The sequence below is a fragment of the Aminicella lysinilytica genome (assembly GCF_004362975.1).
GTDB classification, from domain to species: domain Bacteria; phylum Bacillota; class Clostridia; order Peptostreptococcales; family Anaerovoracaceae; genus Aminicella; species Aminicella lysinilytica.
The window spans coordinates 16,290-42,925 of the sequence record NZ_SNXO01000020.1; the positions used below are offsets into that span (position 1 = coordinate 16,290).

Annotated in this window: 31 protein-coding genes and 1 tRNA gene; 8 read left to right on the top strand and 24 right to left on the bottom strand. The window is 46.7% G+C overall.

Annotated features, from left to right (window positions below; translation table 11 throughout):
* The first annotated feature begins 35 nt into the window (after positions 1-35).
* Positions 36-1,724: an Rqc2 family fibronectin-binding protein gene (locus EV211_RS06335; RefSeq protein WP_133528584.1), complete on the top strand. Its 1,689-nt coding sequence runs from the start codon at positions 36-38 to the stop codon at positions 1,722-1,724.
* Here EV211_RS06335 and EV211_RS06340 read toward each other — a convergent pair.
* Complete coding sequence (locus tag EV211_RS06340) at positions 1,718-2,473, bottom strand: GTP pyrophosphokinase (protein ID WP_133528585.1); 756 nt, start codon at positions 2,471-2,473, stop codon at positions 1,718-1,720. The two genes, EV211_RS06335 and EV211_RS06340, sit on opposite strands and share 7 nt — an antisense overlap.
* A 156-nt stretch (positions 2,474-2,629) precedes the next feature.
* Here EV211_RS06340 and EV211_RS10710 point away from each other — a divergent pair, with 156 nt between their 5' ends.
* The gene (locus EV211_RS10710; protein WP_166635388.1) at positions 2,630-2,767 is read left to right on the top strand and encodes a hypothetical protein; all 138 of its coding nucleotides are present in this window, start codon (positions 2,630-2,632) and stop codon (positions 2,765-2,767) included.
* Positions 2,768-2,879: 112 nt separating this feature from the next.
* Here EV211_RS10710 and EV211_RS06345 read toward each other — a convergent pair whose 3' ends face one another.
* The 16 genes from EV211_RS06345 to sppA form a co-directional block, all read right to left on the bottom strand.
* Complete coding sequence (locus EV211_RS06345) at positions 2,880-3,521, bottom strand: flavin reductase family protein (protein ID WP_133528586.1); 642 nt, start codon at positions 3,519-3,521, stop codon at positions 2,880-2,882.
* Entirely contained in the window at positions 3,518-4,495 is a 978-nt protein-coding gene (locus tag EV211_RS06350; RefSeq protein ID WP_330564602.1) for an RluA family pseudouridine synthase, read from the bottom strand. The genes EV211_RS06345 and EV211_RS06350 overlap by 4 nt, the downstream gene beginning before the upstream one ends.
* Entirely contained in the window at positions 4,455-4,910 is a 456-nt protein-coding gene (gene lspA, locus EV211_RS06355; protein ID WP_133528588.1) for a signal peptidase II, read from the bottom strand. The genes EV211_RS06350 and lspA overlap by 41 nt, the downstream gene beginning before the upstream one ends.
* A 39-nt stretch (positions 4,911-4,949) precedes the next feature.
* Positions 4,950-5,681, bottom strand: coding sequence for a DivIVA domain-containing protein (locus EV211_RS06360; protein ID WP_133528589.1), 732 nt, complete (start codon positions 5,679-5,681; stop codon positions 4,950-4,952).
* 23 nt (positions 5,682-5,704) lie between these two features.
* Positions 5,705-5,989, bottom strand: coding sequence for a YggT family protein (locus EV211_RS06365; protein ID WP_243108552.1), 285 nt, complete (start codon positions 5,987-5,989; stop codon positions 5,705-5,707).
* 6 nt (positions 5,990-5,995) lie between these two features.
* Positions 5,996-6,520, bottom strand: coding sequence for a cell division protein SepF (locus tag EV211_RS06370; protein ID WP_133528590.1), 525 nt, complete (start codon positions 6,518-6,520; stop codon positions 5,996-5,998).
* Positions 6,521-6,556: 36 nt separating this feature from the next.
* Positions 6,557-7,261 carry a YggS family pyridoxal phosphate-dependent enzyme gene (locus EV211_RS06375; RefSeq protein ID WP_133528591.1) on the bottom strand — a complete coding sequence of 235 codons (705 nt, stop codon included), beginning with the start codon at positions 7,259-7,261 and terminating at the stop codon, positions 6,557-6,559.
* A 19-nt stretch (positions 7,262-7,280) separates the two neighbouring features.
* Positions 7,281-8,255 (bottom strand): HlyD family efflux transporter periplasmic adaptor subunit, encoded by a 975-nt coding sequence (locus EV211_RS06380; RefSeq protein WP_133528592.1) that lies wholly within the window; start codon positions 8,253-8,255, stop codon positions 7,281-7,283.
* A 20-nt stretch (positions 8,256-8,275) separates the two neighbouring features.
* A complete protein-coding gene (gene trmD / locus EV211_RS06385) occupies positions 8,276-9,016 on the bottom strand; it encodes a tRNA (guanosine(37)-N1)-methyltransferase TrmD (RefSeq protein WP_330564594.1) in 741 nt (246 codons plus the stop codon).
* The gene (rimM, locus tag EV211_RS06390; RefSeq protein ID WP_133528593.1) at positions 9,013-9,510 is read right to left on the bottom strand and encodes a ribosome maturation factor RimM; all 498 of its coding nucleotides are present in this window, start codon (positions 9,508-9,510) and stop codon (positions 9,013-9,015) included. Before rimM ends, trmD begins: the two co-directional genes overlap by 4 nt.
* 84 nt (positions 9,511-9,594) lie before the next feature.
* Positions 9,595-9,876, bottom strand: a complete 282-nt coding sequence (locus EV211_RS06395) for a KH domain-containing protein (RefSeq protein ID WP_133528594.1) — start codon at positions 9,874-9,876, stop codon at positions 9,595-9,597.
* Positions 9,877-9,893: 17 nt separating this feature from the next.
* Entirely contained in the window at positions 9,894-10,136 is a 243-nt protein-coding gene (gene rpsP, locus EV211_RS06400) for a 30S ribosomal protein S16 (protein ID WP_133528595.1), read from the bottom strand.
* Between the two features lie 46 nt (positions 10,137-10,182).
* The gene (ffh, locus tag EV211_RS06405; RefSeq protein ID WP_133528596.1) at positions 10,183-11,523 is read right to left on the bottom strand and encodes a signal recognition particle protein; all 1,341 of its coding nucleotides are present in this window, start codon (positions 11,521-11,523) and stop codon (positions 10,183-10,185) included.
* Between the two features lies 1 nt (position 11,524).
* Positions 11,525-11,881, bottom strand: a complete 357-nt coding sequence (gene ylxM, locus EV211_RS06410) for a YlxM family DNA-binding protein (RefSeq protein ID WP_133528597.1) — start codon at positions 11,879-11,881, stop codon at positions 11,525-11,527.
* Between the two features lie 105 nt (positions 11,882-11,986).
* The gene (locus EV211_RS06415) at positions 11,987-12,175 is read right to left on the bottom strand and encodes an excinuclease ATPase subunit (protein ID WP_133528598.1); all 189 of its coding nucleotides are present in this window, start codon (positions 12,173-12,175) and stop codon (positions 11,987-11,989) included.
* 39 nt (positions 12,176-12,214) lie between these two features.
* On the bottom strand, positions 12,215-13,354 hold the full coding sequence (sppA, locus tag EV211_RS06420) for a signal peptide peptidase SppA (RefSeq protein ID WP_243108553.1): 1,140 nt from the start codon (positions 13,352-13,354) through the stop codon (positions 12,215-12,217).
* Between the two features lie 162 nt (positions 13,355-13,516).
* On the opposite strand from sppA, the gene EV211_RS06425 reads away from it, so the two are divergent.
* Genes EV211_RS06425 through EV211_RS06435 form a run of 3 tightly spaced genes read left to right on the top strand, consistent with a single transcriptional unit; the run spans position 13,517 to position 16,645 of the window.
* Positions 13,517-13,966: a GntR family transcriptional regulator gene (locus EV211_RS06425; RefSeq protein WP_207668000.1), complete on the top strand. Its 450-nt coding sequence runs from the start codon at positions 13,517-13,519 to the stop codon at positions 13,964-13,966.
* Positions 13,963-14,865 carry an ABC transporter ATP-binding protein gene (locus EV211_RS06430; protein WP_133528599.1) on the top strand — a complete coding sequence of 301 codons (903 nt, stop codon included), beginning with the start codon at positions 13,963-13,965 and terminating at the stop codon, positions 14,863-14,865. The genes EV211_RS06425 and EV211_RS06430 overlap by 4 nt, the downstream gene beginning before the upstream one ends.
* Complete coding sequence (locus EV211_RS06435) at positions 14,840-16,645, top strand: hypothetical protein (RefSeq protein ID WP_133528600.1); 1,806 nt, start codon at positions 14,840-14,842, stop codon at positions 16,643-16,645. The genes EV211_RS06430 and EV211_RS06435 overlap by 26 nt, the downstream gene beginning before the upstream one ends.
* 93 nt (positions 16,646-16,738) lie before the next feature.
* On the opposite strand, the gene EV211_RS06440 is transcribed toward EV211_RS06435, so the two are convergent.
* The 4 genes from EV211_RS06440 to iorA all read right to left on the bottom strand — a co-directional run bounded on the left by EV211_RS06440 (position 16,739) and on the right by iorA (position 21,274).
* A complete protein-coding gene (locus EV211_RS06440; RefSeq protein ID WP_133528601.1) occupies positions 16,739-17,530 on the bottom strand; it encodes a CehA/McbA family metallohydrolase in 792 nt (263 codons plus the stop codon).
* A 169-nt stretch (positions 17,531-17,699) separates the two neighbouring features.
* Positions 17,700-18,890 carry a pyridoxal phosphate-dependent aminotransferase gene (locus EV211_RS06445; protein ID WP_133528602.1) on the bottom strand — a complete coding sequence of 397 codons (1,191 nt, stop codon included), beginning with the start codon at positions 18,888-18,890 and terminating at the stop codon, positions 17,700-17,702.
* A 21-nt stretch (positions 18,891-18,911) separates the two neighbouring features.
* The gene (locus EV211_RS06450; RefSeq protein ID WP_133528603.1) at positions 18,912-19,493 is read right to left on the bottom strand and encodes an indolepyruvate oxidoreductase subunit beta; all 582 of its coding nucleotides are present in this window, start codon (positions 19,491-19,493) and stop codon (positions 18,912-18,914) included.
* A 2-nt stretch (positions 19,494-19,495) separates the two neighbouring features.
* Positions 19,496-21,274: an indolepyruvate ferredoxin oxidoreductase subunit alpha gene (gene iorA / locus EV211_RS06455; RefSeq protein ID WP_133528604.1), complete on the bottom strand. Its 1,779-nt coding sequence runs from the start codon at positions 21,272-21,274 to the stop codon at positions 19,496-19,498.
* Positions 21,275-21,747: 473 nt separating this feature from the next.
* On the opposite strand from iorA, the gene EV211_RS06460 reads away from it, so the two are divergent.
* Entirely contained in the window at positions 21,748-22,173 is a 426-nt protein-coding gene (locus EV211_RS06460; protein ID WP_133528605.1) for an Hsp20/alpha crystallin family protein, read from the top strand.
* Between the two features lie 121 nt (positions 22,174-22,294).
* Here EV211_RS06460 and EV211_RS06465 read toward each other — a convergent pair whose 3' ends face one another.
* Positions 22,295-22,789 (bottom strand): CDP-alcohol phosphatidyltransferase family protein, encoded by a 495-nt coding sequence (locus EV211_RS06465; protein WP_133528606.1) that lies wholly within the window; start codon positions 22,787-22,789, stop codon positions 22,295-22,297.
* A 240-nt stretch (positions 22,790-23,029) separates the two neighbouring features.
* On the opposite strand from EV211_RS06465, the gene EV211_RS06470 reads away from it, so the two are divergent.
* Together EV211_RS06470 and EV211_RS06475 are read left to right on the top strand one after the other, a co-directional pair.
* Positions 23,030-23,851, top strand: coding sequence for a formate/nitrite transporter family protein (locus EV211_RS06470; protein ID WP_133528607.1), 822 nt, complete (start codon positions 23,030-23,032; stop codon positions 23,849-23,851).
* Between the two features lie 86 nt (positions 23,852-23,937).
* A tRNA-Val gene (locus EV211_RS06475) sits at positions 23,938-24,013 on the top strand.
* A 41-nt stretch (positions 24,014-24,054) separates the two neighbouring features.
* Here the strand turns inward: EV211_RS06475 and rarD are convergent.
* Positions 24,055-24,945, bottom strand: coding sequence for an EamA family transporter RarD (gene rarD / locus EV211_RS06480; protein ID WP_166635389.1), 891 nt, complete (start codon positions 24,943-24,945; stop codon positions 24,055-24,057).
* A partial coding sequence (locus tag EV211_RS06485) for a class I adenylate-forming enzyme family protein (RefSeq protein ID WP_330564601.1) occupies positions 24,938-26,636 on the bottom strand: 1,699 nt, incomplete at its 5' end. The genes EV211_RS06485 and rarD, both read right to left, overlap by 8 nt.

Consider the following 26,636-nt stretch of genomic DNA (forward strand, 5'->3'; position numbering starts at 1 on the left):
AGAATATAAGGTATCACTTTTAAGGAGAAACAGAAATGGCATTTGACGGCATAATCACTGCAGCCATGACTAAGGAACTGCAGGACAATATAATACTTGGCAAAGTGGACAAGGTCTATCAGCCTGAGGCTGACGAACTGGTTCTGAACATACACACCCGCGAGGGAAATAAAAGGTTATACGCCACGGTGGACAGCTCGGCTGCCTGCCTGCGTCTTATGGAAACGAACCCTGTGAATCCGCCTTCGCCTCTGGCTTTTTGCATGCTCCTCCGGAAGCATCTCCAGGGCGGACGTATCGTCAGCGTTGAACAAAGGGAATCCGAGCGCATTATAGAAATCTCTCTGGAGACTCTCAACGAGCTGGGGTTCACAACATCCAAGAAGCTTATATTCGAGATCATGGGCAAGCACAGCAACATCGTCCTGGTGGATATGTCCACGGGTAAAATCATAGACAGCATCAAACGGATTTCTATAGATGTGAACCGCGTCAGGCAGATCCTGCCGGGCAAGGTCTACGAATATCCGCCGGCTCAGGACAAAGCTCCATTCAAGGATGCGTCTGCCGATATTCTTAACAATGCAGGCGACACAGGCAAGGCCATACTTTCAAAAATCGGCGGCATATCCCCGGCTGTAGCCGCGGAATTAGTCAATAAAAAAGACCGCCGCGGTTTCCTCGATGCCATCATGAGCGAAATCGCCTGCGGTAGCTTTGTTCCAAGAGTTTACGAGGACGAGAAGAAAACACCCCGGGAGTTCCACATTATGGCCCTGGCCGAATACGAAGACAGCTGCGACTGCCTGACCTTCCACAGCCTCAGCCAATGCCTCACATACTACTTTGAGCACAAGACCTCATCCAACAGAGCCCGGCAGAAATCCCACGACCTGGTCAGGTCGGTGACGGCAGCCCTAGACAAGGACCTGCTGAAAAAGCAACGCCTGGAAGAGGACCTTTTGTCAGCGGAAAATTCCGAAGACCTGCGGCTTTACGGAGAACTTCTGACGGCCAATATACACCTGATGAAGTCCGGCATGAAGGAGATCACCGTAACTAATTACTACGACGGCAGCGACATTACCATACCGTTGGATCCGCGCTTCACGGCTAATAAGAATGCCCAGAGCTACTTCAAGCGCTACGGCAAGTCTAAGACAGCCATTAAGGAGAAGAAAATCCAGCTTCAGGAGAATCAGGGCAGTATAGACTATCTGGAATCTGTCCTGACTTACCTGAACAATACGGACAGTATCAGGGAAATCGAAGAACTGCGAACGGAGCTGGAGGAAACAGGCTATGTACGCAGGCGCAAACAGTCGGCCCGCAATAAGAATAAGAAATTCAAGGCCCAGCCTCGCCAGTATGATACCAGCGACGGGTTCCATGTGCTGGTTGGTAAGAATAATAAGGAGAACGACCAGCTGACTCTGCACACGGCCACCAAGACCGACTACTGGTTCCATACTAAGGACATACCAGGTTCTCACGTAATCGTCCAGACTGAAGGACGGAGAATCACAGAAACGGCTATATTCGAAGGGGCTGCTTTGGCTGCCTTCCACAGTAAGGCCAGAGATTCTGAAAATGTGCCTGTCGATTATGTACCTGTCAAATATGTAAAAAAACCAGCCGGTGCTAAGCCCGGCATGGTCATTTTTACCAATAATAAAACTGTCTGGGTCAACCCGGCAGAACCTGAAGCACCGTCAGATCATTGATGATTATCGATGCTGCTGCTCATGGTTTTCGAAAACTGATCCCTGCTGCGGCCGCCGTCGTGTCCGATTTTCTCGCGGATGGCTAGCATCTTCATATCTGTGTCGGCTATGGTGTCGGCGCAATCCTTCAGAGCTTTAGCGATTTCCTCAGTCTTGTACTGAGGAATATCTTTCTTATATCTCATCTGATGTTCCAGACTAGCCCAGAAGTCCATGGCTACTGTTCTTATCTGGACCTCGACTCTCATAGGCCTCTTCTCATTGGAGAAGAATACCGGCACCTCGACTATCATGTGATAACTGCGGTAGCCGTTAGGCTTAGGATTCTTGATATAATCCTTAACCTCTATAAGTGTTATGTCATCCTGCTGGACCAGCATTCTGGCGACTTTGTATATGTCGTCCACGAATGAACAGATGACTCTGATCCCTGCAACATCGTTGAGATTTTCCTCTACTGAGCCAAGGGTGATCTCGTTTTCCTGCTTGATGAGTTTCTCATAAATGCTCAGAGGTTTCTTACGTCTCGAACTAATTGATGATATAGGGCTATTGTCGCCGATAAGTGATAACTCATCGTTGAGGATCTCAAGTTTCGTCCTCACTTCTCGTATGGCTGAGTCATACCTCATCATCAGTATGTCGAAATCCTTGAAAGATGTTAGGACATCCTCAGGATGCTCCGGCATCTTGTTCTTCAAAATATTCCCTATAGGCTCCTCTTTTTTGGTGTCATTTAAGTTACTCATTTCCCCCTCCTTACAATAAATCCCCGAAATCGTACATTAAAAGTCGAAATATCGACATCAGGAAAAATACTTCTTGCTTTCCCCATACAACGGTCTTACTCTATTAATTACAGGACAATTCTGTTACACATGATCATCATTAAAAGGAGGAAGAACATGGAAAAGAACTGCTCACTTTGCGGAAACATTTGTCATAACACCGTCTTTAAAGGTGGGTATGTATGTGAAGACTGCCTGACCTTCATCAAAGCTATAGACGTTGATAATAAGGCGCAGTCTGACAATATCCGTTAATGGACAATTACATTTATTACCGACACCCAAACAACGCAACTACACGACAAATAATTGATTCAATCACTACAATCTCATACGTTTATCACTGTTTGCTGATGTGGCAGAATAGTCAACGGCGGGGCTTCCTTCGGGAGTTCCGCTTTTTCCTGTTTCTGTCCATGGCCTCGCGATTGACTCTTCTTCTCGTCTTAGGCTTCATGATAGAGTATCCGAACTTTCCTAAAGGCTTCTTTTTGATGCCGTAGTATTCACCGTGACAAAATGTGACCAGGCCGGCATCCTCCAGACACAGTCTGCCTGTCTCGTCGAAGAGTTCGTCAGCCGCGTGGACCTTGACGATCTCAGCTACGAACATATCGTGGGAAGGATAATGCCTGACTTCTTTCACTATGCATTCAAGGTTCACCGGCGCCTCGTCAATAAGGGGCGCAGCTACAATATCAGCTGCTACAGCAGTGAAATCGCAATCCTTGAACTTGTCCACGTCTCTTCCTGATCTTACGCCACAGTAATCCATATCTTTAGTTTGAGATTCTGAAACCATATTTATAACATATTCGCCGGATTTTTCTATCATATCGTGAGAAAATCTCGATTTTCTTACGGAGATATATGTCATAGGCGGCTCGGAATTCACTATTCCCGTCCAGGCTATAGTGATCAGGTTGTTCTTGCCGCCAGACCTGCAGGATACTACGACGGCAGGCACCGGATTCAGCATTGTTCCTGGTTTCATGGTTCTTTTCTTCATATAAGGCCTGCTTCCTTTCTCAATGTATCGAGGATCTCCTGAAACTCTTCAGGCGGATCCCTGTGAAATTCCATATACTTACCCGTAGTCGGATGAATGAAGCCTATGGTTCCCGCATGGAGCATCTGCCCCTTTATATCAAAGGGTTGTTTTTTGGACCCGTACAAAGGGTCACCGACCAGTGGATGCTTGATGTATGCCATATGGACCCTTATCTGATGGGTCCTTCCTGTCTCCAGCCTGCATTGGACCAGAGTGTACTCACCGTATCGTTCAATGACTTTGAAATGGGTCACGGCGTTCTTGGCGCCGATGCCATTCACGGCTTTCTTCAACCTGTTCTTAGGATCTCTGCCAAGAGGCAGATCTATAGTACCTGAGTCTTCCTTGATATTATCCTGTACCAAGGCTGTATATATTCTTGTTATAGTGTGCTTATACAGCTGGTTGGACAGAGAAATGTGTGCCTTGTCCGTCTTGGCTGCCATAAGAAGGCCGCTGGTATCCTTATCTATCCTGTGAACTATGCCTGGGCGTACTACGCCGTTTATTGACGAAAGCCTGTCCCCACAGTGATACATAATGGCGTTTACAAGGGTACCGTCTGTATTGCCTACGGCAGGATGCACTACCATGCCGCGTGGCTTGTTGATAACGAGCATATCGTCATCTTCATAAACTATGTCGAGAGGTATATCCTCGGCTTCTATTTTCAGCTGTACAGGATCGGGGACGGAGACTTCCACTACATCTCCGAGAGCGGTTTTAGTGTTCTTGGCAGTGCACTGATTGCCGTTAATACGTATTCCGCCCATGTCAAGAAGGCTCTGTATGTGAGACCTGGACATGCCATCCATAAGTCTTGCAAGTACTGAGTCTATCCTCTTTCCCGTTTCATCAGCTTCTATTTCATATCTATACTTATCGATAAGTTTATCTTCCTTTCTTCTCTGGTCTATCCAGAAAAAGTATATATAGGATCAACAGGGCGCAACCAAATGTCACACATACATCTGCCAGATTGAATATCGGCGGAAATATGCTCAGAGAAAACATATCTGTAACCTGTCCGAATAAGGCTCTGTCAATAAGGTTTCCAAAGCCCCCTGCCATGATCAATGTCAATGACAGTTTGCAGGTCCAGTGTTCGTCTTTGTGTCTGAGCAGATACCACAGGCATACGGCTATTACCACTATGGGTACAATAATGAGCACTATTCTCTGCCCTGACAGTACGCCCAAGGCGGCGCCGCTGTTGCTCAGGGGTGTGATCGTAAAGAAATCGCCTAATATGCGTATGGTTTCTCCCGGTTCCAAGGCTGCCCTGACCCAGTATTTGATTAGTTGATCTGTTACTATAGCTATGATGGCTATAATTAAATATATCATACATAAACTACGGGGCAACTAGTGCCCCGTCGACCTTTCTTATTTGATTATTCTCGTTTTCTTAGACAAAAGGCCCTGTGCATCATTTATGACCATAGTCTTTGCCTTATCGTCGAAATCGCTTCCATTAAGCTCATCGAATACTTTCTCTGTAAGAGTAGCGCCATCCGGCGGTTGCGTATTCACATCTTCTTCTATTCCAAGATCGCTGAAGGATAGCTCGCTGGTCTTTCTCTCATCTTCTTGTTTTTCCTTATGTGCCACTTTAAGATCTGACCCATCTGTCATTGAGGCAGGGAAGAAATCATCTCTCAGATCTTCAAAGAAACTGTCTGAAGTACCGTCAAGTCTATCTAACTCGCCAGTAAGCATCTTCCTGTAATTATCCTTGAAGGTACCGATATTTTTCTTCATCTGCTCGCTTTCTTCAGTGAGTACAGATACGGATTCCCTTGCTTCTCTGGTGATTTTCTTCGCTTCCAGCTGGGCATCCTTGATGATCACCTCTGCACGTTTCTCGGCACTGGCAGAAATATCGCTCATAAGGCTCTTAGCTTCTTCCAGAGTCTTCATGACAGAAGCCTCTGACTTCTTATTATCTGCTATCTGCCCATTGAGTTCTTCCACCTTACGTCGCAGCTTGCCGTTCTCATTGATGAGTTCCTGATAATCCATCATTATCTCATCGAGAAAGACATCCACTTCTTCCTTCTTATATCCTCTTACAGACGATGCAAACGCTTTCGTCTCTATTTCCTGTGGTGTAATCATTGCATTTCCTTTCTACATTCAGATCAATATGCAATGCCATATATGATCAATGTAATGACCCTTGCAACTATTTCTATGAGAAAGAATGCAAGGAGTACAGAAAAGTCAAACATACCCGTATTGAATCTGCTGAGCAGTCTTCTGCACGGCGAAACAATAGGTTCTGTGATCCTAACGCTAAGATCGTACCATTTCCTTGCAGGGGAATACGGATTCTGAGCAAACCAGCTCAAAATCGCCCGTGCCATTAAAATCACAATAAGTATCTGTGCAAACCAGTTAACGGCTCTTGCTAATATGTAAGCCAAATATTTCTACCTCCATGGACTGGATGGAGCATCGTCTGTTTCATCTCTGGTGAACTCGAATCCCGGTTTTTCTTCCGGCTGTCCACCTGCGATATCAACATTCTCCGGTGCGAAAATAAATATATTATTTGCTACCTTCTGAACATTTCCGTTGAGAGCATATGTTGCTCCGCTCAGGAAATCGAAAATTTTCTTTGCTACCTCTGTTTCCAGCTTTTCTAAGTTTATAATTACCGGTCTTCTGCCTTTCAGACTGTCGACCAGTTTAGGGCATTCCTCGAAAGTCTTAGGCTCGATCAGAACAAGTTTAAATGAGCTTGTTCCCGTTACAGAAAAACGCCTGTCGCCTGATTTTACCGATGTGCTGCTTGCTGAATGTTTATCAGTTATAGTCTCGCTCATTGGGCTGCGTTTAGGAGCCTGCTTGGCTATTTTATCTCTTGCCGCACTGACTTCTTCTTCAGTAATTTCGTCATCGTCCTCAAGCTCCTCGATACCGATCAGCTTCTTCATTGAATCTCCAATGCTCATAATGTTCCTCCTACTCAAACTGTTTTAACTACTTTTCTACTTTTCTTCTTGTCTATAATCTCTGTAACCGAAGATTGCCGTTCCTACTCTTATAAGATTGGAACCCTCCTCTACAGCTACTTGGAAATCGTTTGTCATGCCCATGGACAGATATTTGAAGTCTACTCTTTCTGTCTTCTGAGCCGCGTATTTATCGTATATCTTCTTAACTGCTGCGAAGTATGGTCTGGCCATATCCACATCGTCCTCGTAAGGGGCGATGCACATAAGCCCTCTGATCCTTACATTAGGACACTGTTCTGAGATATCCTTGATCAAAAGATCAGTCTCATCGGTAGTGATACCGAATTTCTTTTCATCCATAGCAGAATTGACCTGGATCAGAATGTCCATAGTCAGACCGCTCTGAGCTGCTCTCTTGTCTATTTCCTTAGCCAGGTGAAGACTGTCCACTGAATGTATCATGCACACCTTGTCTATGATATATTTCACCTTGTTAGTCTGCAAATGTCCAATGAGATGCCATCTTACAGGTTTGACCTCATCGTATTTTTTCATGATCTCCTGAACCTTATTCTCTCCTATATCCGTTACGCCTGCATCGATAGCTTCATTGATCTCTGCCGGCGTATGGAGTTTGGTCACTGCTACCAGAAGCACATCCTCAGCCTTCCTGCCGGACTTCTCCGCTGCCGCTCCCTTAAGTTCATTTACATAATCAATGTTTGATTTGATTGACATACTATCACCGTCTTTTCCTTTATTTAGCTCGTCTTAAGATTTCGTCATAACTCTTGACAGAGCTTATGCTGTTTCCTTTTGCGTCGTAAAAGTACGACTGTTTTATTGCGGATTTCTTGCCATCCGTCGAGATCACCTGGATCCTTGTAAACTTATATTCACCGGTCTTCTGCTTGACGTAAACGCCCTCGTGGCCGTTCTTCCTGGTTATGCTTGTATTGTATATCAAAAGTCCCATAGCGTCTGATGTTATAGCCTTGACGCTGGCGACCCTTTCCGTAGCGAACTTTTTATAATAATAGTCTGTCTTAAATATTACCTTTGCCTTACCGCTTTCTCTGGTAACGCGATACACCTTTCCGTATATGGATACGCCGTCGTCAGGCTTCAACATGATCTTGTCGCCAACGACATACCTGCTCTTATGGCTGCTAGGCACATAGCAGACTATGTACCACCCGGACCTGTCAACGATCTTGAAGACCGGGTCCCCCTTGGAGATGCTGGTTCTGGTCAGATCAACCAAGTTCTCGTTCTTAAGGGATTTATAATAATCGTAGTTTTTCTTTTCCATAGTAGTCGGCGTCAGTTTGCCCTCATAACCGTCTGCCGTATAGGATACTATTCCTTCAGCAAGAGCAGTGTAGGTTGTGGTGCTTACGCCATTATCTCCTATAGCCGTCCTGATATCGTCGAATTTCGATTTTTCCTTGGCGTCTGAGTTTCCCGATACTGCCATAACGGTAGCCCCCTTGCGGATAAGCTTGCCCTCCGACATGTACCTGTTAGCGCTGCCGCCATTTCCGGCGAAATACACCTGCTCGTTTTTCACCAGGTAGCCATCGACCTTATCATAGGTCTGCAGCTCGCCGTACTCAGTTGTATAAGAAGATTTCAAAGCGCCTGTAACCGTTGGAATAATGTATATCACAACATATAAGGCAACTAATACGACCAGGAATATTAAAATCGGACTTTTTTTAATCTTTCTCATATAACCCTCTCGTAATTATTCTACAACATATTGATGACTTTTTCCATTACTTTCTGTTCATCTTTATTCAATTCTCTATGATTCTTCACAAATTCTTCAAAGAGGTCCGGCCTTAAGTCCCTGGTCAGCTTCAAAGCCTCCTCGAAATTCCAAAGATGAATGAGTTTATGGTTTCCGTTGGTTAGCACCTCCGGCACTTCCATACCTTGATAATTTCTCGGTTTGGTATACTGAGGATACTCCAGAAGCCCCGAATATATGGACTCTTCTGTGGCAGCTTCCTCACTGGCCAATACTCCAGGAACAAGCCTTGCCAGTGCATCTATGAGCACCATTGCAGGCAGTTCTCCTCCCGTAAGCACGTAGTCGCCTATGGAAATCTCCTCTGCATCCCAGTAATCCAGCGCCCGCTGGTCCACGCCCTCGTAATGGCCGCAGAGAATCACCAGTTCCTCTTCCCTGGAAAGATCCACAAGTTTATCTTTGTCTATGACCCTGCCCCGCGGCGACATGTAGATGACCTTTTTGTGTCCGGCGTCTACGGAGCCCATGGCACCGAAAATAGGGTCCGCCATCATTAACATGCCCGGCCCGCCTCCAAAGGGGTAATCGTCTGCCTTATTGTGTTTGTCGTTGCTGAAGTCACGTATGTTAACAAAATTAAACTCCACCAGGCCTTTTTCCCTGGCGCGTCCAACAATGCTGGTGTCTACGGCCGCAAACATTTCCGGGAACAAAGTCAATACGTCGAAATGCATCATATCATCCCCTCTATCAGGGCTACATCTATGCGGCCCGCTTTCATGTCTATGCTTTTAATAAACTCATCTACTGCAGGTATCATACAACGGCCGCCCTTGTCCAGGTCGACTACGTAAATATCCTGTGGTCTGTCTGTCATTACATCGGCCAGAGTGCCCAGCTTCTCACCAGTGTCCACGTCAAATACCTCCGCACCTATAAGGTCGCGGATATAGAATTCGTCGTCAGGCAGCTCTAACAGATCCTCCTCAGTCATATAGACCTTGGTACCCTTAAGCGCTTCAGCTGCGTTTCTGTCATCTACTCCTGCCAGTTTAAGGACTATCATATGCTGCTGATGTCTGACGCCAGCTATGGCAAACTCGCCCTTATCGGTTATAATGCGGTCCAGATTTTCATAACGATCCCTGAATCCTGAATAGTTATAGACCTTTACCTCACCGCGGATGCCCACGGCGTTGACTATTTTTCCAATGGTTATCCTCTTTGCCATTATTCTCCTCGCAAAAATTGAACAAGGCACATATTAAGCCTGCCGCTCCTGAAGCAACCGCCTTTCATGTGCCTGATCCGTTTCTTAGTTTTCTTCAGTTTCTGCTTCTGCAGCAGCTTTTTCCTTCTGCTCTTCTTCAGAAACGATTTCTACTATTACCTTTTTCTTTTCCTTCGTCGCAGCAGCTTTGACCACCGTTCTCAGAGCTTTAGCTATCCTGCCCTGTTTCCCGATGACCTTGCCCATGTCGCTGCCAGCGACCTGAAGCTGCAAAACGCTGCCTTGCTCGTCGTCTGTTTCAGTTACTAATACCTGATCCGGATTGTCTACAAGGGATTTTGCAATGGTCTCAACTAATTTAGTCATGTAGTTTCACCGCTTTCCTATTCAACGATTCCAGACTTTTTCAAAAGGCCCTTGACGATCTCAGTAGGCTGAGCTCCTTCTGAGAGCCATTTCTTAGCCTTTTCGTCATCGATCTTGATTACAGGCGGTTCTGTCATTGGATCGAAGTATCCGATCTCCTCAATAAATTTTCCGTTTCTTGAATTGCGTGAATCAGCAACAACAACTCTATAGAAAGGTTTCTTGTGAGCTCCCATTCTCTTTAATCTGATCTTTACCATTTTCTGTTTCCTCCATCTTTCTGTTTGTATTTATATTATATATTTATCAAAACATTCCGCGTAACATCCTGTTTCGCTTCATTGCCTTCGGATTTGAGAACTGTTTCATCATTTTCTTGGCGTCTTCATACTTTCTGATGAGGTTGTTGACCTTGCTTACAGGCTGACCGCAACCGGCGGCTATTCTCTTACGCCTGCTGGCGTTCAGTATGTTCGGATCCTGCCTTTCGGCCTTGGTCATAGAATAGATTATGGATTTCATCTGGTCGAATTCCTTCTCGCCTTTTTCTACATCCACATCCTTCATCTGAGCCTTGTTCATACCCGGCATCATATCCAGGACCTTGCCGAGTCCGCCCATTTCCTGTACCTGACCCATCTGTTCCAGGAAGTCTTCCAGAGTGAACTGGTTCTTCTTAAGCCGTTCAAGCTGTTTCTCGGCCTTCGCCTCGTCATAGTTCTTCTCGGCTGATTCTATGAGAGAAAGCATATCTCCCATGCCCAGTATCCTGCTGGCCATCCTGTCCGGATGGAAAGCTTCCAATGCGTCGTATTTCTCTCCGGTACCCATGAAGAGTATCGGCTTTCCTGTTACTTTTCTGGCTGACAGAGCAGCTCCGCCTCTGGCGTCGCCATCCATCTTCGTCATGATTATTCCATCAATGGCAAGTCTCTCATTGAAGCCCTTGGCTGCATTTACCGCATCCTGACCTGTCAGAGCATCGACTACCAGCAATATCTGATAAGGCTTGACCTTATCCTTTATATTCTCCAGCTCAGCCATGAGTTCTTCATCTATCTGAAGACGGCCTGCCGTATCGACTATCAGTACGTTGAATCCCTTAAGCTCGGCTTCCTTCTTAGCTGCCTTGGCTATCTTAACCGGATCCTTGGATTTTCTGTCTGTGTATACCGGCGTATTTACAGCCTTTCCAACTACCTCGAGCTGGTCGATAGCAGCCGGTCTGTAAACGTCGCAGGCACAAAGCATAGGCTTCTTGCCGCTTTCTTTCAGAAAGTTAGCTAACTTGCCGCAGGTAGTTGTTTTACCTGTTCCCTGAAGACCTGCCATCATGATGACTGTGAAACCTGCCGGATCGTATTCCAGCTTGGCTCCTTCGCCGCCCATAAGGTCTGTCAGTTCGCCATTAACGATCTTGATGACCTGCTGAGCCGGAGTCAGACTCTTCATGACCTCTTCGCCCAGACATTTCTCCTTGACGTCGGCAACGAACTCTTTCACAACCTTGAAGTTTACATCGGCCTCGAGAAGAGCAAGCTTGACCTGGCGCATAGCCTCGTCAACGTCTTTCTCAGTCAACACTCCCTTATTCTTCAGGACCTTGAAGGTTCCCTGTAATTTGTCAGACAGACTTTCAAATGCCATATTATTCGGCCTCCAATTCGCCGATAATGCTTCTGATGTCGTCGAGCCTGTTCTTAAGCTCTGCATCTCCGCTGTGTGTTTTCTCTATATCATCTATGCTCCTGCCTATTTCCGCAAAAGCCTTATTCGATTTACTGAATCTATCTACCAGACCGAGTTTCTGTTCATACTCGGCCAGTTTGCGTTCTGCACTCTTGAGTGAGTCGTAGACCGCTGCTCTGGATATACCGGATTCCTCCGCTATCTCAGCCAGTGACAGGTCTTCCTCGTGATAGAGTTCCATGACTCTTCTTTTCTTTTCCGTAAGCAGCTGTCCGTAAAAATCAAACAGCAGGCTTTCCTTAGCTATACTGTCCATCCAGCGCCTCCTATATTGCCAGCCCTTAAATTTCAGTCGGCTGTCAAGTAGTTTTCCTTGACACCTTGAATACTTTACCACATAGACCGCCCTCTGTCAAGGTAATCAGTCAATTTCTTCGAATTCAGTTATATCCTTGGAAATAGGACCTTCCTTTACAAGCTTCCCTTCTGCTCCGCAATCGGGACATTTTCCGAATTTCTCGCCAAGATCTCCTATGAGACCTACGTCAGATCTGAATTTTTTACCGCATTCAGGACATTCGTAGCATAAGTACATTGCACCCCAGGTCATTTTTCCGCCTCCATTATTATAGTAGTTTGTTATCCGTCACTATTTGCTGATATTCGACATATATGTAACGGTAAATTTATTGTTTGCTCCCAGCAGAGTCTTGATCTGGTCATATTCCGAATCAGATGAAGTTGCGCCCAGGAGATCTCCCAGGGTAGTACCGCTGAGCTTATTGCCTATAGCCTTGCCTAAGAGTGAACTCAGGAAAGAAGAATCCTCGCTGTAGGTTATATCCTGCAGATCCGCGCCTGTCAATCCGTAGCGCACTTTCATTTCTGCCAGACAATTGTCGAAGGTAGAAATTTCATCTATAAGTCCGTTACTCTTAGCCTGCTTAGCCGTATAAACGCGGCCGTCAGCCAGCTTGCGCACCTTGGACACAGACATGTTCCTGCCGGAAGCCACTATGCTCACGAACTGATCGTACGACTCGTCCACGAGACCCTGGAAAATTTTCCTTTGTTCCTTGGTCATCTTTACGGCGGAGCTGCCCATGGCTTTGTTCCGGCCGGAAGTGATAGTCACGGTCTTGACGCCCATTTTCTTCAGGAGCCCCGTCACGTCGTAAAGGGTGCCTATGGTCACGCCGATAGAGCCCGTCCAGCAATTGCGGTTAGCCACTATTTTGTCACATGGCGATGAAATGTAATATCCGCCGGAAGCCGCCTCGCTGGCCATGTATGAATAGACCGGACGGCCGGTTTTCTTCTGGTATTCCTTCACCTTGAGATATAGTTCATCGCTGGCGTATACGCTGCCGCCCGGCGAGTTGACGAAGAGTATCAAGGCCTTATTATCCTTGTCGTCGATCATGTCGTCTATGCAGTTAAGTGTCCACTGGTGATGGTATGTGCTGCTGGACAAAAGGCTGCTGCTGTCGCTTTCGGAGATGGTCCCCTCCACGTGAAGCATGCCTATGTAAGGTTTGTTGAAGTCCACTGTGTCGCCGTCACCCAGGGCGTCTGTGCCGCTGCCATTATGGCTTACATAGTTCATGGCTATGGCTGCCACGATGATTATGGCAAGTATTATAACAAAGATAAACATGCCGCGCTTCCATGTGAACTTTTTCTTAGATCCCGGGTTCTGCGGACCACCCGGGCCTGCAGGACCGCCTGCACCGGTGTTATATCCTCTGGCGTATTCCGCCGGATCGTACGTGTTTACTCTCTCATCCATTTCAATTATCCTCCCGATCAATATTGATAGGATTATACCACGAAAAGGCCTGTCACACAAATATCCGTGTCACCATTTCTTACATTTTCGTAAGAAATCATTATTTCCGTTGACAGAGTACTAAGTGATGTAGTACACTTAATATGCAAAAGGGAACACTTTATGCAGAAGGGAGATGGGAATATGTTTCAGCTCGACAGTAAGAGTCACCTGTCCATATATGAACAGGTAATCGAAAATATCAAAGAGCTGATCATGACAGACATCCTGGCTGAAGACAGCAAACTGCCATCAGTACGGGAACTTTCCAAAGATCTGACAGTCAATCCTAACACTGTGCAGAAGGCCTTCAAAGAACTTGAACGGGAAGGCTATATCTACACTATTTCAGGCAAAGGGACCTTCGTCTCGCCTAAGGATGACATAACTACGGATCCATCCAAGATTGCGGAATTACAGGGAGTGATTTCCGCAGCATACAAGAGTCTGCTGAATATGGGCTTAGGGGAGCCTGATGTGCGGCAGCTGGTGGTGGATACCATGAACGAGGCCGATAGCAGTTTCGGAACTGCGGCTCGTAAAGATCTAAAAGGAAAGGAGCAGAAGAAATGATCAGAATTCAGAAATTGTCAAAGACCTTTGACAGAACTCCTGTGTTGACAGACCTGAACATGACTATTCAGACAGGCTCCATATATGGGCTTATCGGTGTCAACGGCGCAGGAAAAACCACCTTGATCAAGAATATGAGCGGTATGCTCAGAGGTGATGGAGGTTCTATAACTTATGATGGAGAATCCATCTGGGAAAACGATATGTTGAAGCAGAGCATCGGTCTTATCCCCGACGATCTGTATTTTCCAAACGGATACAGTCTAAGAGATATGCGCAGCGTCTATTCAGGCTTCTATGAAAACTGGAACGATGACAGATTCCACCAGCTGACCGAATTATTCAAACTGGACGAGAAAGCTAAGATACGCACTTTTTCCAAAGGAATGAAAAAGCAGGCAGCCTTTTGTCTGGTAATGGCGACAATGCCGGCATACCTTTTGTTAGACGAGCCTATCGACGGCCTCGATCCCATCGTGCGCAAGCTTGTATGGAAAGCCATCGTCGACGATGTGGCAGACCGCCGGATGTCGGTTCTGGTCTCATCACACAACCTGAAGGAAATGGAAGGCATATGCGACTACATAGGCATTCTTTCTCACGGGCGTATGCTCATGGAGCGTGAACTTGACTCCGTCAAGAACGACCTGCACAAAATACAGATCTCCTATGGCAAAAACAAGCCTGAGCAGGATGCTTTTGCAGGCCTCGACGTTCTGCGCAGGGAATCTCGCGGCACTGTCGATCTCATGATCGTCAAAGGACGCATAGACCATATAGAAAAAGCTATCAGGGCAACTGACCCTGTTATCTTCGATATACTGCCTCTTTCATTAGAGGAAATATTTATTTACGAATTGGGAGGTGAGGACGATGAAATCAGCAAACTTATATTCTAGCCCGTCCAAGGCCTGGTACAAAGAAAATTTCAGAAGGTTCTGGGTGCTTCCGCTGCTTGAGTTCCTGGCTTTGTTCCTCATAAACATACTTCCGATAATACTGAATTACTCGAAGTTTGAAAACGTCAGCGATTACACAGAAACAACTATGTCAGGCTGTAATGTAGCGAATATATTCGTGTTCTGCGCTGTATCTATCGTTATTTCCGCCTCTGTATTCAGCTATATCCACGGCGTGGCTTCATCTACGATGATCCACAGCATGCCCATCACCAGGAGAAAACTCTTCAGAGCTTCTTTCTTCAGCGGGCTCATAATGCTGATAGTGCCTGTGATACTTACGAGTCTGCTGTTCATGGTCGTATCAGGCGCTCATATTTCGCCTGAAGCAGTAAAAATGCACACGGATTCATCCAACTATGACATTATCACACTGAAAGCCGTATGTATCTGGATCCTGGAGTCTTCTGTCATGGCAGCCTTTGTTTACGCCATGTCAAACCTGGCCGGCATACTGGCAGGCAACAGACTCATCCATGTACTTCTGGCCATGTTCATAAACGGACTGCCATTTGTACTCCTGGAATTAGTTCAGATATATGAAAGCAACTTCTTATTTGGATATCCGGACGGAGAAAATCTACTTGCCTTTTCTTACGTATCACCTGTATCTATGGCTGCAGGGAAATGCGGACAGGCAGGATACCTGGACATTTACTCATACCTGATATATGTCGCCGTCATCGTAGCCGTTACTCTGCTCACATCGTGGCTGTATACCAGGATCAAACTTGAACGGGAACGCAGTGCCTGCGTATTTCCTATAGTGTCGGACATAGTATGCATATTGCTTACATTCATATGTATGTCACTGCTGAGCCTGCTTATTACATCCAGCATCTCAGAAACAGACAACGGCCTGATCCAGCGCATACCTTTCATAGTAGTATGCATAGCATCATCTGTTTTCATTTACATGATATGCCGGATGATCGCAGATGGTACGACTAAAATATTCAGCAAAGTCAACCTGAAAAAGTTCGGCATCTATGTCATAGTCGTGGCGGTGTTCTTTGTGTTCACTATCTTCGACATAACGGGCTATCAGCAGAGAGTGCCCCAGGCGTCAAAGATTGCATCAGTGACCATAGAGTCAAACTATGCGGTGCAGTCACGCATCCATCTCAGCTCAGGAGAAAGCGTGTCGGATGTCGTAAGCCTGCAGAATGCCATTCTGTCTGAATACAAAAATCAGGACTTCGGCAGCGCTTCCAACGGCGAGAGTGAAGCTTCCGATGTATTAAGCATCAAGTATGAGCTGAAGAGCGGAAAGACCATGCGCCGCTCATATACATTGCCTGATTATACGGGTAAAAATGGTAACGTTAAGACCACCAAAGCCTTTAAGAAGCTTTACAGATCGACTGAATTTTCCAATGAGAATCTTTTCGACACATCCAAGACGGCCATTAAAGCCCTAGCTGAAGTCAGCCTGGAAAATACTTATACCAGCAATAGCGAGGTAGAGGCCAGTGAAGAAACTCTCATATCCCGTAAGGATTGTTACGGACTGCTGAAGGCCATGAATAAGGATCTGCTTACTATGGATTTCAATGATGCCAGGACTATCTTCATTAATAATTACGATTATACAAGCGTTAACTTATATAGTAACAATAAAGATTCAGACGAATCCAAGGTGTCATGCTTCTACCTGAACAAATTTACGAAAAACACGATCAGATATCTGAAAGCGACCGGATATTTGGATCAACAGTAATGTCATGACTGTTATCTGCATACTAAAAGGGCTAACTGAACAAACAGCTAGCCTTTTTAAATTTCTTATTATTCATTTATACCTTGTGTGATCCTACGATGGATCGCAGTTATCATCCGGCAGAAGTCCCTTGATCTTAGCCTTTCTTGACGGCGCGTAGAGCACCCCTACACTTCTGTTGAAGGCCTTGAACACCCAGGTCGTCGCGAAGAGATTTCGCTTGCCGTGGCTCTTCTTATATGTACGCTCCTTGCCGCCGAAAGCAGCTATACCGCCTTCCTTAATGGCATTTATCATGTCGTTATTACACTTGATATCTCTGTCGAAATCTGTAAAAGCCGTACCTACGTATACAGCCTTATGAGAATCAGAACCGCCGATACACTGGAGATCATAATCTTCAGCCAGGTCCCTGGCCAGTTCGTTAGAACGTACCCGCTCGCAGGTATTCAGACCCTCAAGAAAATCGAAGTTTTCCATCAAGTGCGTGTTCTTCTTCATTTTATGACAGAACATAGCGCTGGAACTTCTCATTCCGAATGGATGAGCCGGACCCAGCACGCCACCGTATTCGTGGACGATCTTTGTCAGCATTTCCACGGACATACCGCGCAACTCAAGCAACCGCAGGTGTATGCCATCAGGCATGATCACGATGAAGTGACCTGCGTCCTTGGTATCATACTCTATGCCCATAAGTACAACGAAATTACGGGGCATAGCAGCTCTATGCTCTTTCCAGTAGCGCCACCCCTTATAGGAATCATGATCGGTAACAAGCATGCCGCCAAAGCCCTTAGCCTTGAGTATCTCAGCATATTCTCTGACAGACACCCTGGAATCGATCGATCCTTCCTTAGTGTGGCAATGCATATCAAATTTCATACGGTATATTCCCTCTTTCTATGGTAAATAATATACCCATTTCCTCCAAAATGCAACATAACACACGCCAACTTTATAGCATACAAGTTCGCGACACATTCTGCTCTTCGCGAGTGAGACTATATGGCTGTTCGCGCACGAGAACCAGCGAGCGGAAGTGGCGGCGTGGCTAGTGGAAGTATTTCTGGCCGATCCTCTTGAATCCAGGCGTAGCTCTCTCGATAGTTTCATGAGCCACACAGTATGAAAACCGCACATAACCGGGCCCTGCGAAAGCACTTCCCGGCGTCACCAGAATGTGCTCCTCCTTCAAAGCCTCCACGAAGGCCTTCTCGTCAGCATCAGGCGACTTCATCCAGAGATAGAAAGCCCCCTGTGGTTTCAGACAATCAAAGCCCGCATCAGTCAGCGCCTCATAAAGATCCTGACCGTTACGCTTATAAAAATCTATGTCCACCTTTGTGCGCAGACATCTGGCCAGGGCCAGCTGGATCAGTGACGGAGCATTAATCGCCCCGCTGATACGATTAGCTATGCCCAGAGCTATCTTGAACTGCTCAGCCTGATCAGACCTGTCAGGCACCACCACATATCCGATGCGCTCCCCTGCCAGAGACAGGGATTTGCTGTATGAATAGCAAACGAGAGCATTATCGTAATAGTCTGGAATGTGAGGCACCTGGGTCCCATCATATACAAGTTCTCTGTAAGGCTCGTCGGCAATAAGGTATATCACCGTGCCCAGTTCCTTTTGTTTCTTCTCCAGAATAGCCGCTATTTCTTTGATGACCGACTCCGGATAAATCACGCCCGTCGGATTGTTCGGGTTGTTAATGATCACTGCCTTGGTCTTTTTATTGATGCGTTTCTCAAGCTCGTCCATGCGAGGCATGAAACCGCCCTCCGGGTTTGCCGGCAGGACCTCCAGCTTTCCATGCCAGTTGCTTACATAGTTGGTATAGTCAACAAAGTAAGGCGCAGAAACTATGACTTCGTCATCGATGTCCAGTATGCATCTGAAAATAATATTCATACACATAGCCGCACCCGTCGACATTACGATATTGCTTATGCCGTATTTTGTGCCATAGCGATCGTTAAGATCATCGGCCACGGCCTGCCTGGTTTCGTCAAAGCCTGAATTGACCATATAACCGTGCAGCTTTATTGGATCTTCTGTCTTCACTACATCTATGATCGCCTGATTTACCTCAGGCGGCGCCGGCACATTGGGATTGCCCAGGCTGAAATCGTACACATTCTCAGGTCCCACGATCCTGGCCATTCTGAGGCCTTCCTCAAACATTGCTCTGATAGCGGAACTGTTTTCTACACGCGGTGACATACTCTTCGAGATCATTAATAACTCCTTTCGGACCCTTTATTCAGCCGAGTCCATACCTAACTTCAATGCTTTAAGATTCAAATCGATGAATTTTTCCTTCACATTCTTTCTGATTATGTCCTCCCAGTCTATCTCGTCCAGACCCATGGCCTTGACAAGAGTACCGAGAAGGATAACATTGGCAGCCTTGATATTGCCAAGATCCTGCGCCATCTGCGAAGCATTCATAGTGATCACTTTGCCTACGGCCTTTTTTATTTCGTCGATGACGTCAGGAGCGTATTCTTCCTCACCTGTCATGTTAGACATAGACGGGATTTCTTCTTCATTTACAACTACGGTGCCGCCGGGTCTGATGTAATCAAGAGTACGCAGGGCCTCCATCTTCTCGAAGGAAACGATTATATCCGCTGTACCCTTTTCTATTACCGGCGAATAAACCTTTTCTTTACTGTATCTTACCTGTGATACTACGGCTCCGCCACGCTGAGACATGCCGTGGATCTCACTCATTTTAACGTCGTATCCGGCTTCCATGAGGCCGATCGTCAGCATTTTAGCAGCGAGGATAGTACCCTGTCCGCCAACGCCTGTCAAAAGTATATTTTTTGTTGCCATGACTACTTCTCCTCCTTTACTATTGCGCCTACAGGACAAACCTGCACGCATACATCGCAGCCTACGCAGTTAGCGCGGTCGATGCTGACCTTTTTTGCTTCCTTGTCGAACAAAAGTGCAGGGCAGCCGGTCTGCTGGCATTTCTTGCATCCTATGCATTTGTCTGCATCCACGACATCCTTGGTCTTGAACAATCCCGGCCACTCGGTCAGGTCTGCGTCGGAGAATTTCTTCAGTACGCACGGCCATCTTGTAATGATCACCGACGGCTCGTCCAGATCCATGAACTCGTCAAGAGCAGCGTCGACTTCATCCAGTTTGTTCGGGTCGATGACCTTCACATGTTTGATTCCGATGGCTTTCACCAGTTCTTCGATATTTATTGCGTGAGCAGGCTCCATCTTAACGGTGAATCCTGTGCCCGGGTTCTGCTGATGACCCGTCATTCCCGTGATCCTGTTGTCCAGGATGATATTGATGGTGTTGCTGTTGTTATAAACTGTATTTATCAGAGATTCGACTCCGGTATGGAAGAATGTCGAGTCTCCCAGAACAGTTACGACCTTGCGTTTGACGCCGGCGCGGTTAAATACCTGCTGCGCTCCGTGGCCGACGGAAATGCTGGCTCCCATGCAGACTGTGGAGTTCATTGCATGGTAAGGCGCACCTGCAGCCAAAGTGTAGCAGCCGATGTCGCCGCTGATCATAATGTCCTTGCGTTTGCCCAGTCTGTAGAAAAGTCCTCTGTGAGGGCAGCCTGCACAAAGTGAAGGCGGACGTGATGCTACCTTGCTGTGGTCGTACTGGACCTCCGGCAAAGTCTCGCCTGTCAGAGATTTTCTCAGAACGTCCGGCGTCATCTCGCCGTAGCTTGGGAATGTATCCTTGCCATGGACTGTGAGTCCCTGGACCTGACAGAATTCCTCGATATACGGATCGTCCTCTTCGACAATGTAAACCTTGTCTACTTTGCCGCAGAAGTCCTTGATCATGTTCTTTGGAAGCGGATTGGTGAATCCCAGCTTCAGATACGAAGCGTCGTCGCCGAAGACTTCCTTAGCATAATAATATGAAGCGCCCGATGCTATGACACCGATCTTAGTGTCGTGCATCTCGCTGTAGTTGAACGGTGATTTCTCACTGTATTCAGCCAGTTTCTCAGTCCTCTCCTCGATCTGCACTCTCAATATCCTCGAGTGTGCCGGAAGGGCTACGTATTTCATCGGATCAGGTTCCCATGTCTTTACAGGTACTTCTTTCCTCTCGCCGCAATCCACAAGTGACTTGGAATGACACACTCTGGTTACCATCCTGATCATGAATATAACGTTGTATTCTTCAGATAGATCGTAGGCAGCCTTGGTCATGTCCAGGCAGTCCTGGCTGTCAGCCGGCTCGAACATAGGGAATTTGCCCATCTTGGCGTAATTCCTGTTATCCTGCTCATTCTGAGATGAGAACATTCCCGGCTCGTCAGCTGTTACTATGACTGCGCCTCCGTTGACTCCCATGTAAGCAAACGTCATCAGCGGATCTGCCGCTACATTTACGCCTACGTGTTTCATAGACGCCATACTTCTGGCTCCCGCCATAGAAGCTCCGATAGCTGATTCCATGGCCACCTTCTCATTAGGCGCCCACTCTGCATAGATTTCTTTATTCTTGGCTATATTTTCAAGGATCTCCGTACTCGGCGTTCCGGGATAAGCAGCTGCGTGCCTTACTCCTGCCTCATAGGCTCCTCTTGCGATAGCTTCATCGCCGGTCAATAGTTTTCTCATTATATGAGACCTCCTTAATCTTCATTAACTCTAATTGTAAATTTAGCCGTAACCATTGTCAACCAGATAAACTTTTTAATAGGCCTGATTTTAGCAATTTACAGTGGAATTTGTGGGTGCAAGCAATATTTTTGCAAAGTTAATTGTTATTTTGCACAATCGTATACAAGGACCCGCGGTGACCTCTGTACAGTGCTAAAGCGTTGGAATTTCAATGTATACGGTGATTCGGTCGCAGGTGTTTTATACCAATAAAATGGTGTCCTTGGTTATTTGATGGAAAACGGGTTTCGGCGTCTTCACAAAAACAACATAAAAAAATTGAAGTTTTTTAGCACTCATCTCTTGACAGTGCTAACAAAAGTGCTATAATAAGAATTGCAAAAGGGAAAACAAAGGTTAGAAAAACCAAGTACAACGATCGCTTTTCAAAAGGGGCGACCGAGATTAAGTAAATAAGGGAGGTATGTACTATGATGTTACCTAGCATTTTTGGAGACAGATTTTTCGATGATGATTTTATGAGCACGCCGATGTTCAGAGGCCAGTGGGATGGCACTTTGATGAAGAGCGATGTCAAGGACATGGATGACCATTACGAATTGGACATGGATCTTCCGGGATTGAAGAAAGAGAACGTAAAGATCCAGCTTAAGAAGGGCACATTGACAGTGGAAGCAACAGCTGATACCAACAATGATGAAAAAGATGAGAATGGCAAGTTTATCCGCCGTGAAAGATTCCAGGGCTCATGCACCAGAAGCTTCTACGTTGGAGACAGATTGGAACAGGAAGATATCAAGGCAAGGTTTGATAACGGCGTCTTGAAGATCAGCATTCCAAAGGAAAGCAATAAACCTGAAATTGAAGAAAACAACTACATCGCCATTGAGGACTGATGTAGCTCATATAATAACTCCTTAATAATAACGAATAAAAACCATAATAAGTCAAGTAAAATGAAGAGAGGGCTGCCCATACAGCTCTCCTTTCTTTTTTTGAGATCCCCTCGATTTCCGGTTATTCTACCTCTTTCCCAGTCCTGATATAGTGGCCCTCCTGAATCGCAGCAAATGTAGCGATGCAGCATACTACTGCCCCGCTGTAATTCAGTTCTATAACAGTGAGAGTCAGCGGCAGCAGAAAGAGCAGAAACCCTGTGACTTTGTTCATGATAGTGTGTTCAGCCACGAATCTCTTCTGGCTTAAGAACCCGGATAAGATATTGATGACCTTTATTGCTGCAATCACCGCGATCCATATCCACAGCCAGGTTGATATATCTACTGCCGGTAATATTTTGAACAGGCTGACCGCAACAAAAAACACATCAGCGATGCTATCCAGGCGCGAGCCCATCTTGCTCACTGTGTTGGTTTTCCTGGCCACCAGTCCGTCAACCATATCCGTCACTCCGCCTGCCAGATACAGCACATAAAACGTAACGGAAAATGCCGGAAAAAATATCATTATTATACTGCACAAAATCCTGCAGCCTGTGATCAAATTCGCCATATTTTTCTTATAACCTTTCCAATATCTGTATATGGATCATTGTCAAATGTATCATAAAAATCACTAATATACAAGTACTACATTACTGTTATATGATTGGTCACTACAGGCTTTGATTGCTTTGTTTCTATAGTTCGCTTCACCGCTCTAATAGAAGTATCTTGACTTAATGTATTAAAAAGGATAAAATTCATAGAGTTTTCAATCAAATACAATTATCAAGAAATGGAGCGATATATAATGAAACATCTGACAGCAGCAGAAACTCTGGAAGCTACCACCCGCGCAGGAGTGATCAAGACATCCGGAAGTTTTAATAAATTATTCATACTGGGTTTACTGGGAGGAGCATTCATAGCTCTGGCAGCAGCCGGTTCCAACATGGCAGCATATCATTTTCTCCTGTCACCTGATACGGTCGGCATAGGCAAATGCCTGTCAGGCCTCGTATTTGCGGCGGGTCTGGTCATGGTCGTGCTGGCAGGCGGCGAACTCTTTACAGGCAACGCCCTTATGGTGACTTCCGTATTAGACAGAAAAATAAACTGGAGCAATATGCTCAGGAACTGGGTCATCGTTTACATAGCAAACCTTGTAGGATCGATTTTTGTTGCATGGCTGGTAACATCCAGCGGAATCCTGGCGGCAGGAGGCGGCAAGCTTGGCCTCGTCACCGTCAGCATTGCCCTTTCCAAAGCCAGCCTCACCTTCGGCAAAGCCGTGATACTCGGTATCCTTTGTAACTTCCTGGTGTGCATCGCAGTCTGGATGGCCACGGCCGCAGACTCCACTGTGGGAAAAATCTTCTGCATATTCTTCCCTATATGGCTTTTTGTTACGTCGGGCTACGAGCACAGCATCGCCAACATGTATTACATTCCAGCCGGCATCTTCGCATCCCATGGCACCACGGCCGGCCTCACCTGGGGAACATTCTTCGTAAACAACCTGCTTCCTGTGACAATCGGCAATATAATCGGCGGAAGCATATTCGTCGGCTGCGCTTTCTACGCGGCGATCAAGGCGAAAGGTTCAGGCAACATATCACAAAAGGCAGCATAGGTAAAGCCTGAAATCCGAGGGTTGCAATAATCTCAATATTTTTGTGCCATTGATGACAAACTATGATATAATATTCCTTGCGTGAAGATCTGTTAGCTCAGCTGGGAGAGCATCTGGGTCACAACCAGAAGGTCGACGGTTCGAACCCGTCACAGATCACCAGGGAAAGAAAAACCGCTACTGTCGCAGTAGCGGTTTTTTGCTTATTCCAGCATCTTAGATGCATCTTTATACTCCCCGTATGAGAAGAACACCAGACCCAGCCATATTATTGCGAAAGCGATAAACTGCACTTTGTCCAGGGGTTCGCCCAGCAGCAATACCCCGACTATGAGCGACAGTGATGGACTGATGTACTCCGTAAGGCCCAGCATGAACATGGAGACTCTCTTCGCCGCCGCGGCAAACAGCCCCAGGGGTATCACGGTCAGAAGCCCGCACAAAAGCAACAGCAGGTACTGATACGGCTCGCCGACGCCCAGGGCGCCTTTCCCCGTCACTTCCATCCAAATGATCACACACAGAGCCGGCGGCGCCAGAAATATGGTCTCATATACCAGCGATATGAGCGGCGGCTGCTCTACAGTCTTTTTGATGGCGGAATATGTAGAGAAGGTTATGGCCAGCACCAGGGCAATCGTAGGAACCGCGTGGAAATGCACCAGTATCAGCACTACGCTGGACATAGCCAGGATCAGGGCTATGGACTTGTATTTAGTAAGCCTCTCCCTGAAGAATACCATTCCGAAAATGCACACCATCAGCGGTTCTATGTAATATCCCACGCAGGTCTGGATCACATGATGAGCATTGACCGCCCATATGTATGTGCTCCAGTTGACCGTGATCAGAAGGCCTGCCGTGAAATATCTGATTCTGACTTTTCTGTCCTTCAGAGGTTCGAATATCCTTTTCCAGGAATATGACATCCTGGCCATTATCACTGCGACTACGCACACCAGAAATATCCTGTAAACTATTATCACCCAGGAATTTATAGGCGATAGAGCCTGCCAGTAAACGGGTAGTATGCCCCATACTACCGAACATCCTATGGCGGCTCCTATTCCTTTTTCATATTCTTTTCTATTCATCAACTTCATTCTCTGCGGCTACCAGATTACTGGCTCCATAGAACTCCCGCAGCTTCGGTTTCTCGATCTTGCCCGTCGGATTCCGCGGTACATCAGCGAAGATCACCTTAACAGGTCTCTTATACTTAGGCAGCTTCATGCAATACTCTCTCACTTCGCCCTCAGTACAATCATAGCCTTCCTTCAGCTCTATGATAGCGGCCGATATCTCGCCCAGACGCTTGTCCGGCAGTCCGATGACAGCCACATCCTTCACAGGATCGAAAGCGTGTAGATAATTCTCGATCTGTACCGGGTAAATATTCTCGCCGCCGGAAATAATGACATCCTTCTTGCGGTCTACCAGATAATAGAATCCGTCCTCATCCTTCTTGGCCATGTCACCAGTATAAAGCCAGCCATCCCGGCCCAAAGTAGCCTTGGTCGCGTCGGGATCGTGATAATAGCAACACATAACAGACGGTCCTCTGACCGCCAACTCGCCGACTTCGCCTTCAGCCACAGGCTCGTGATCCTCGTCCAGGATCTGCGCTTCCCAGCCATAGCCCGGGATACCGACAGCTCCGACTTTGTCGATGTTCTCAACGCCCAGATGCAGGCAGCCAGGCCCGAGAGACTCGGACAGACCGTAGTTGGTATCGTAATCCTGGTCAGGGAAATACTCACGCCAGCGCTTGATCATTGAAGGCGGCACCGGCTGAGCGCCGATGTGCATGAGCCTCCACTGAGAAAGTCTGTAATCATCCATCTCTACCTTGTCGCTGTCCAGGGCATCCAGAATATCCTGGGCCCATGGGACCAGCAGCCAGACTATAGTGCAACGTTCATCGGAAATAGCCTTGAGAATTATGTCCGGCGTAGTGCCGCGCAAAAGCACAGCTCTGGTGCCTGAGATCAGGCTGCCGAACCAGTGCATCTTGGCCCCCGTATGATAGAGGGGCGGAATGCAAAGGAACACGTCTCCGCGTTTCTGGCCGTGGTGTTTCTGCTCTGCCTTGGCCGAATGCATGAGCCCGCTGTGCTTGTGAAGTATAGCCTTGGGGAATCCTGTCGTTCCCGAGGAAAAATAGATGGCGGCGTAATCGTCATCGGACAAAATGATATCCGGCGCCATGCTTGGGTAATCTGCCATTTCAACGATGAAATTCTCTGCGAAGGATGGCGGCGTAGCCCCGACATAGAACAAAAGTCTACGCTTGGACAATGTGTCAACGATCTCCTCGATGCGGCCTATGAACTCAGGTCCGAATATGAGTATGCTCACGTCGGCCTGATCCACGCAGTACTGGATCTCGTCGGATGTATATCTGAAATTCAGGGGAACAGCAACTGCTCCAGCCTTCAATATGCCGAAATAAATAGGAAGCCAGTCAAGGCAGTTCATAAGCAGTATGCCCACCTTTTCACCCTTTGTTACACCTCTGGCAATGAGGCAGTTGGCAACTCTGTTGGCCTTCTCATCGAAAACTCTCCAGGTAATTTCCTTGCGGTAAGGGCCCTCCTTGTCGGGTTCCATAAGGTCGTATTCTTTCCATGTTGTAAGTTTGGGAACACTGATAGTAGGATTCAACGCTACCAGGGCCACTTCATTAGGCCATTCTCTGGCATTTCTCTCAAGATACTGAGTAATAGGCATGTCTGCTCCTTTCCGGGCATTAACACACAGGCCACGCAGGGCCTGATAATCAGCA

Excerpts from the sequence above, each read along its gene's own strand:
- EV211_RS06380 (WP_133528592.1), bottom strand. The coding sequence starts at position 8,255 with ATGAGAAAGATTAAAAAAAGTCCGATTTTAATATTCCTGGTCGTATTA.
- EV211_RS06445 (WP_133528602.1), bottom strand. The coding sequence starts at position 18,890 with ATGATCTCGAAGAGTATGTCACCGCGTGTAGAAAACAGTTCCGCTATC.
- rimM (WP_133528593.1), bottom strand. The coding sequence starts at position 9,510 with ATGGCAAAGAGGATAACCATTGGAAAAATAGTCAACGCCGTGGGCATC.
- EV211_RS06450 (WP_133528603.1), bottom strand. The coding sequence starts at position 19,493 with ATGGCAACAAAAAATATACTTTTGACAGGCGTTGGCGGACAGGGTACT.
- EV211_RS06360 (WP_133528589.1), bottom strand. The coding sequence starts at position 5,681 with ATGATTACACCACAGGAAATAGAGACGAAAGCGTTTGCATCGTCTGTA.
- EV211_RS06395 (WP_133528594.1), bottom strand. The coding sequence starts at position 9,876 with ATGACTAAATTAGTTGAGACCATTGCAAAATCCCTTGTAGACAATCCG.
- EV211_RS06435 (WP_133528600.1), top strand. The coding sequence starts at position 14,840 with ATGAAATCAGCAAACTTATATTCTAGCCCGTCCAAGGCCTGGTACAAA.
- EV211_RS10710 (WP_166635388.1), top strand. The coding sequence starts at position 2,630 with ATGGAAAAGAACTGCTCACTTTGCGGAAACATTTGTCATAACACCGTC.
- EV211_RS06345 (WP_133528586.1), bottom strand. The coding sequence starts at position 3,521 with ATGAAGAAAAGAACCATGAAACCAGGAACAATGCTGAATCCGGTGCCT.
- EV211_RS06440 (WP_133528601.1), bottom strand. The coding sequence starts at position 17,530 with ATGAAATTTGATATGCATTGCCACACTAAGGAAGGATCGATCGATTCC.
- rarD (WP_166635389.1), bottom strand. The coding sequence starts at position 24,945 with ATGAATAGAAAAGAATATGAAAAAGGAATAGGAGCCGCCATAGGATGT.
- EV211_RS06335 (WP_133528584.1), top strand. The coding sequence starts at position 36 with ATGGCATTTGACGGCATAATCACTGCAGCCATGACTAAGGAACTGCAG.
- EV211_RS06430 (WP_133528599.1), top strand. The coding sequence starts at position 13,963 with ATGATCAGAATTCAGAAATTGTCAAAGACCTTTGACAGAACTCCTGTG.
- EV211_RS06465 (WP_133528606.1), bottom strand. The coding sequence starts at position 22,789 with ATGGCGAATTTGATCACAGGCTGCAGGATTTTGTGCAGTATAATAATG.
- EV211_RS06425 (WP_207668000.1), top strand. The coding sequence starts at position 13,517 with ATGCAGAAGGGAGATGGGAATATGTTTCAGCTCGACAGTAAGAGTCAC.
- EV211_RS06375 (WP_133528591.1), bottom strand. The coding sequence starts at position 7,261 with ATGTCAATCAAATCAAACATTGATTATGTAAATGAACTTAAGGGAGCG.
- EV211_RS06415 (WP_133528598.1), bottom strand. The coding sequence starts at position 12,175 with ATGACCTGGGGTGCAATGTACTTATGCTACGAATGTCCTGAATGCGGT.
- sppA (WP_243108553.1), bottom strand. The coding sequence starts at position 13,354 with ATGGATGAGAGAGTAAACACGTACGATCCGGCGGAATACGCCAGAGGA.
- ylxM (WP_133528597.1), bottom strand. The coding sequence starts at position 11,881 with ATGGACAGTATAGCTAAGGAAAGCCTGCTGTTTGATTTTTACGGACAG.
- EV211_RS06460 (WP_133528605.1), top strand. The coding sequence starts at position 21,748 with ATGATGTTACCTAGCATTTTTGGAGACAGATTTTTCGATGATGATTTT.
- ffh (WP_133528596.1), bottom strand. The coding sequence starts at position 11,523 with ATGGCATTTGAAAGTCTGTCTGACAAATTACAGGGAACCTTCAAGGTC.
- lspA (WP_133528588.1), bottom strand. The coding sequence starts at position 4,910 with ATGATATATTTAATTATAGCCATCATAGCTATAGTAACAGATCAACTA.
- iorA (WP_133528604.1), bottom strand. The coding sequence starts at position 21,274 with ATGAGAAAACTATTGACCGGCGATGAAGCTATCGCAAGAGGAGCCTAT.
- trmD (WP_330564594.1), bottom strand. The coding sequence starts at position 9,016 with ATGATGCATTTCGACGTATTGACTTTGTTCCCGGAAATGTTTGCGGCC.
- EV211_RS06340 (WP_133528585.1), bottom strand. The coding sequence starts at position 2,473 with ATGAGTAACTTAAATGACACCAAAAAAGAGGAGCCTATAGGGAATATT.
- EV211_RS06370 (WP_133528590.1), bottom strand. The coding sequence starts at position 6,520 with ATGAGCATTGGAGATTCAATGAAGAAGCTGATCGGTATCGAGGAGCTT.
- rpsP (WP_133528595.1), bottom strand. The coding sequence starts at position 10,136 with ATGGTAAAGATCAGATTAAAGAGAATGGGAGCTCACAAGAAACCTTTC.
- EV211_RS06470 (WP_133528607.1), top strand. The coding sequence starts at position 23,030 with ATGAAACATCTGACAGCAGCAGAAACTCTGGAAGCTACCACCCGCGCA.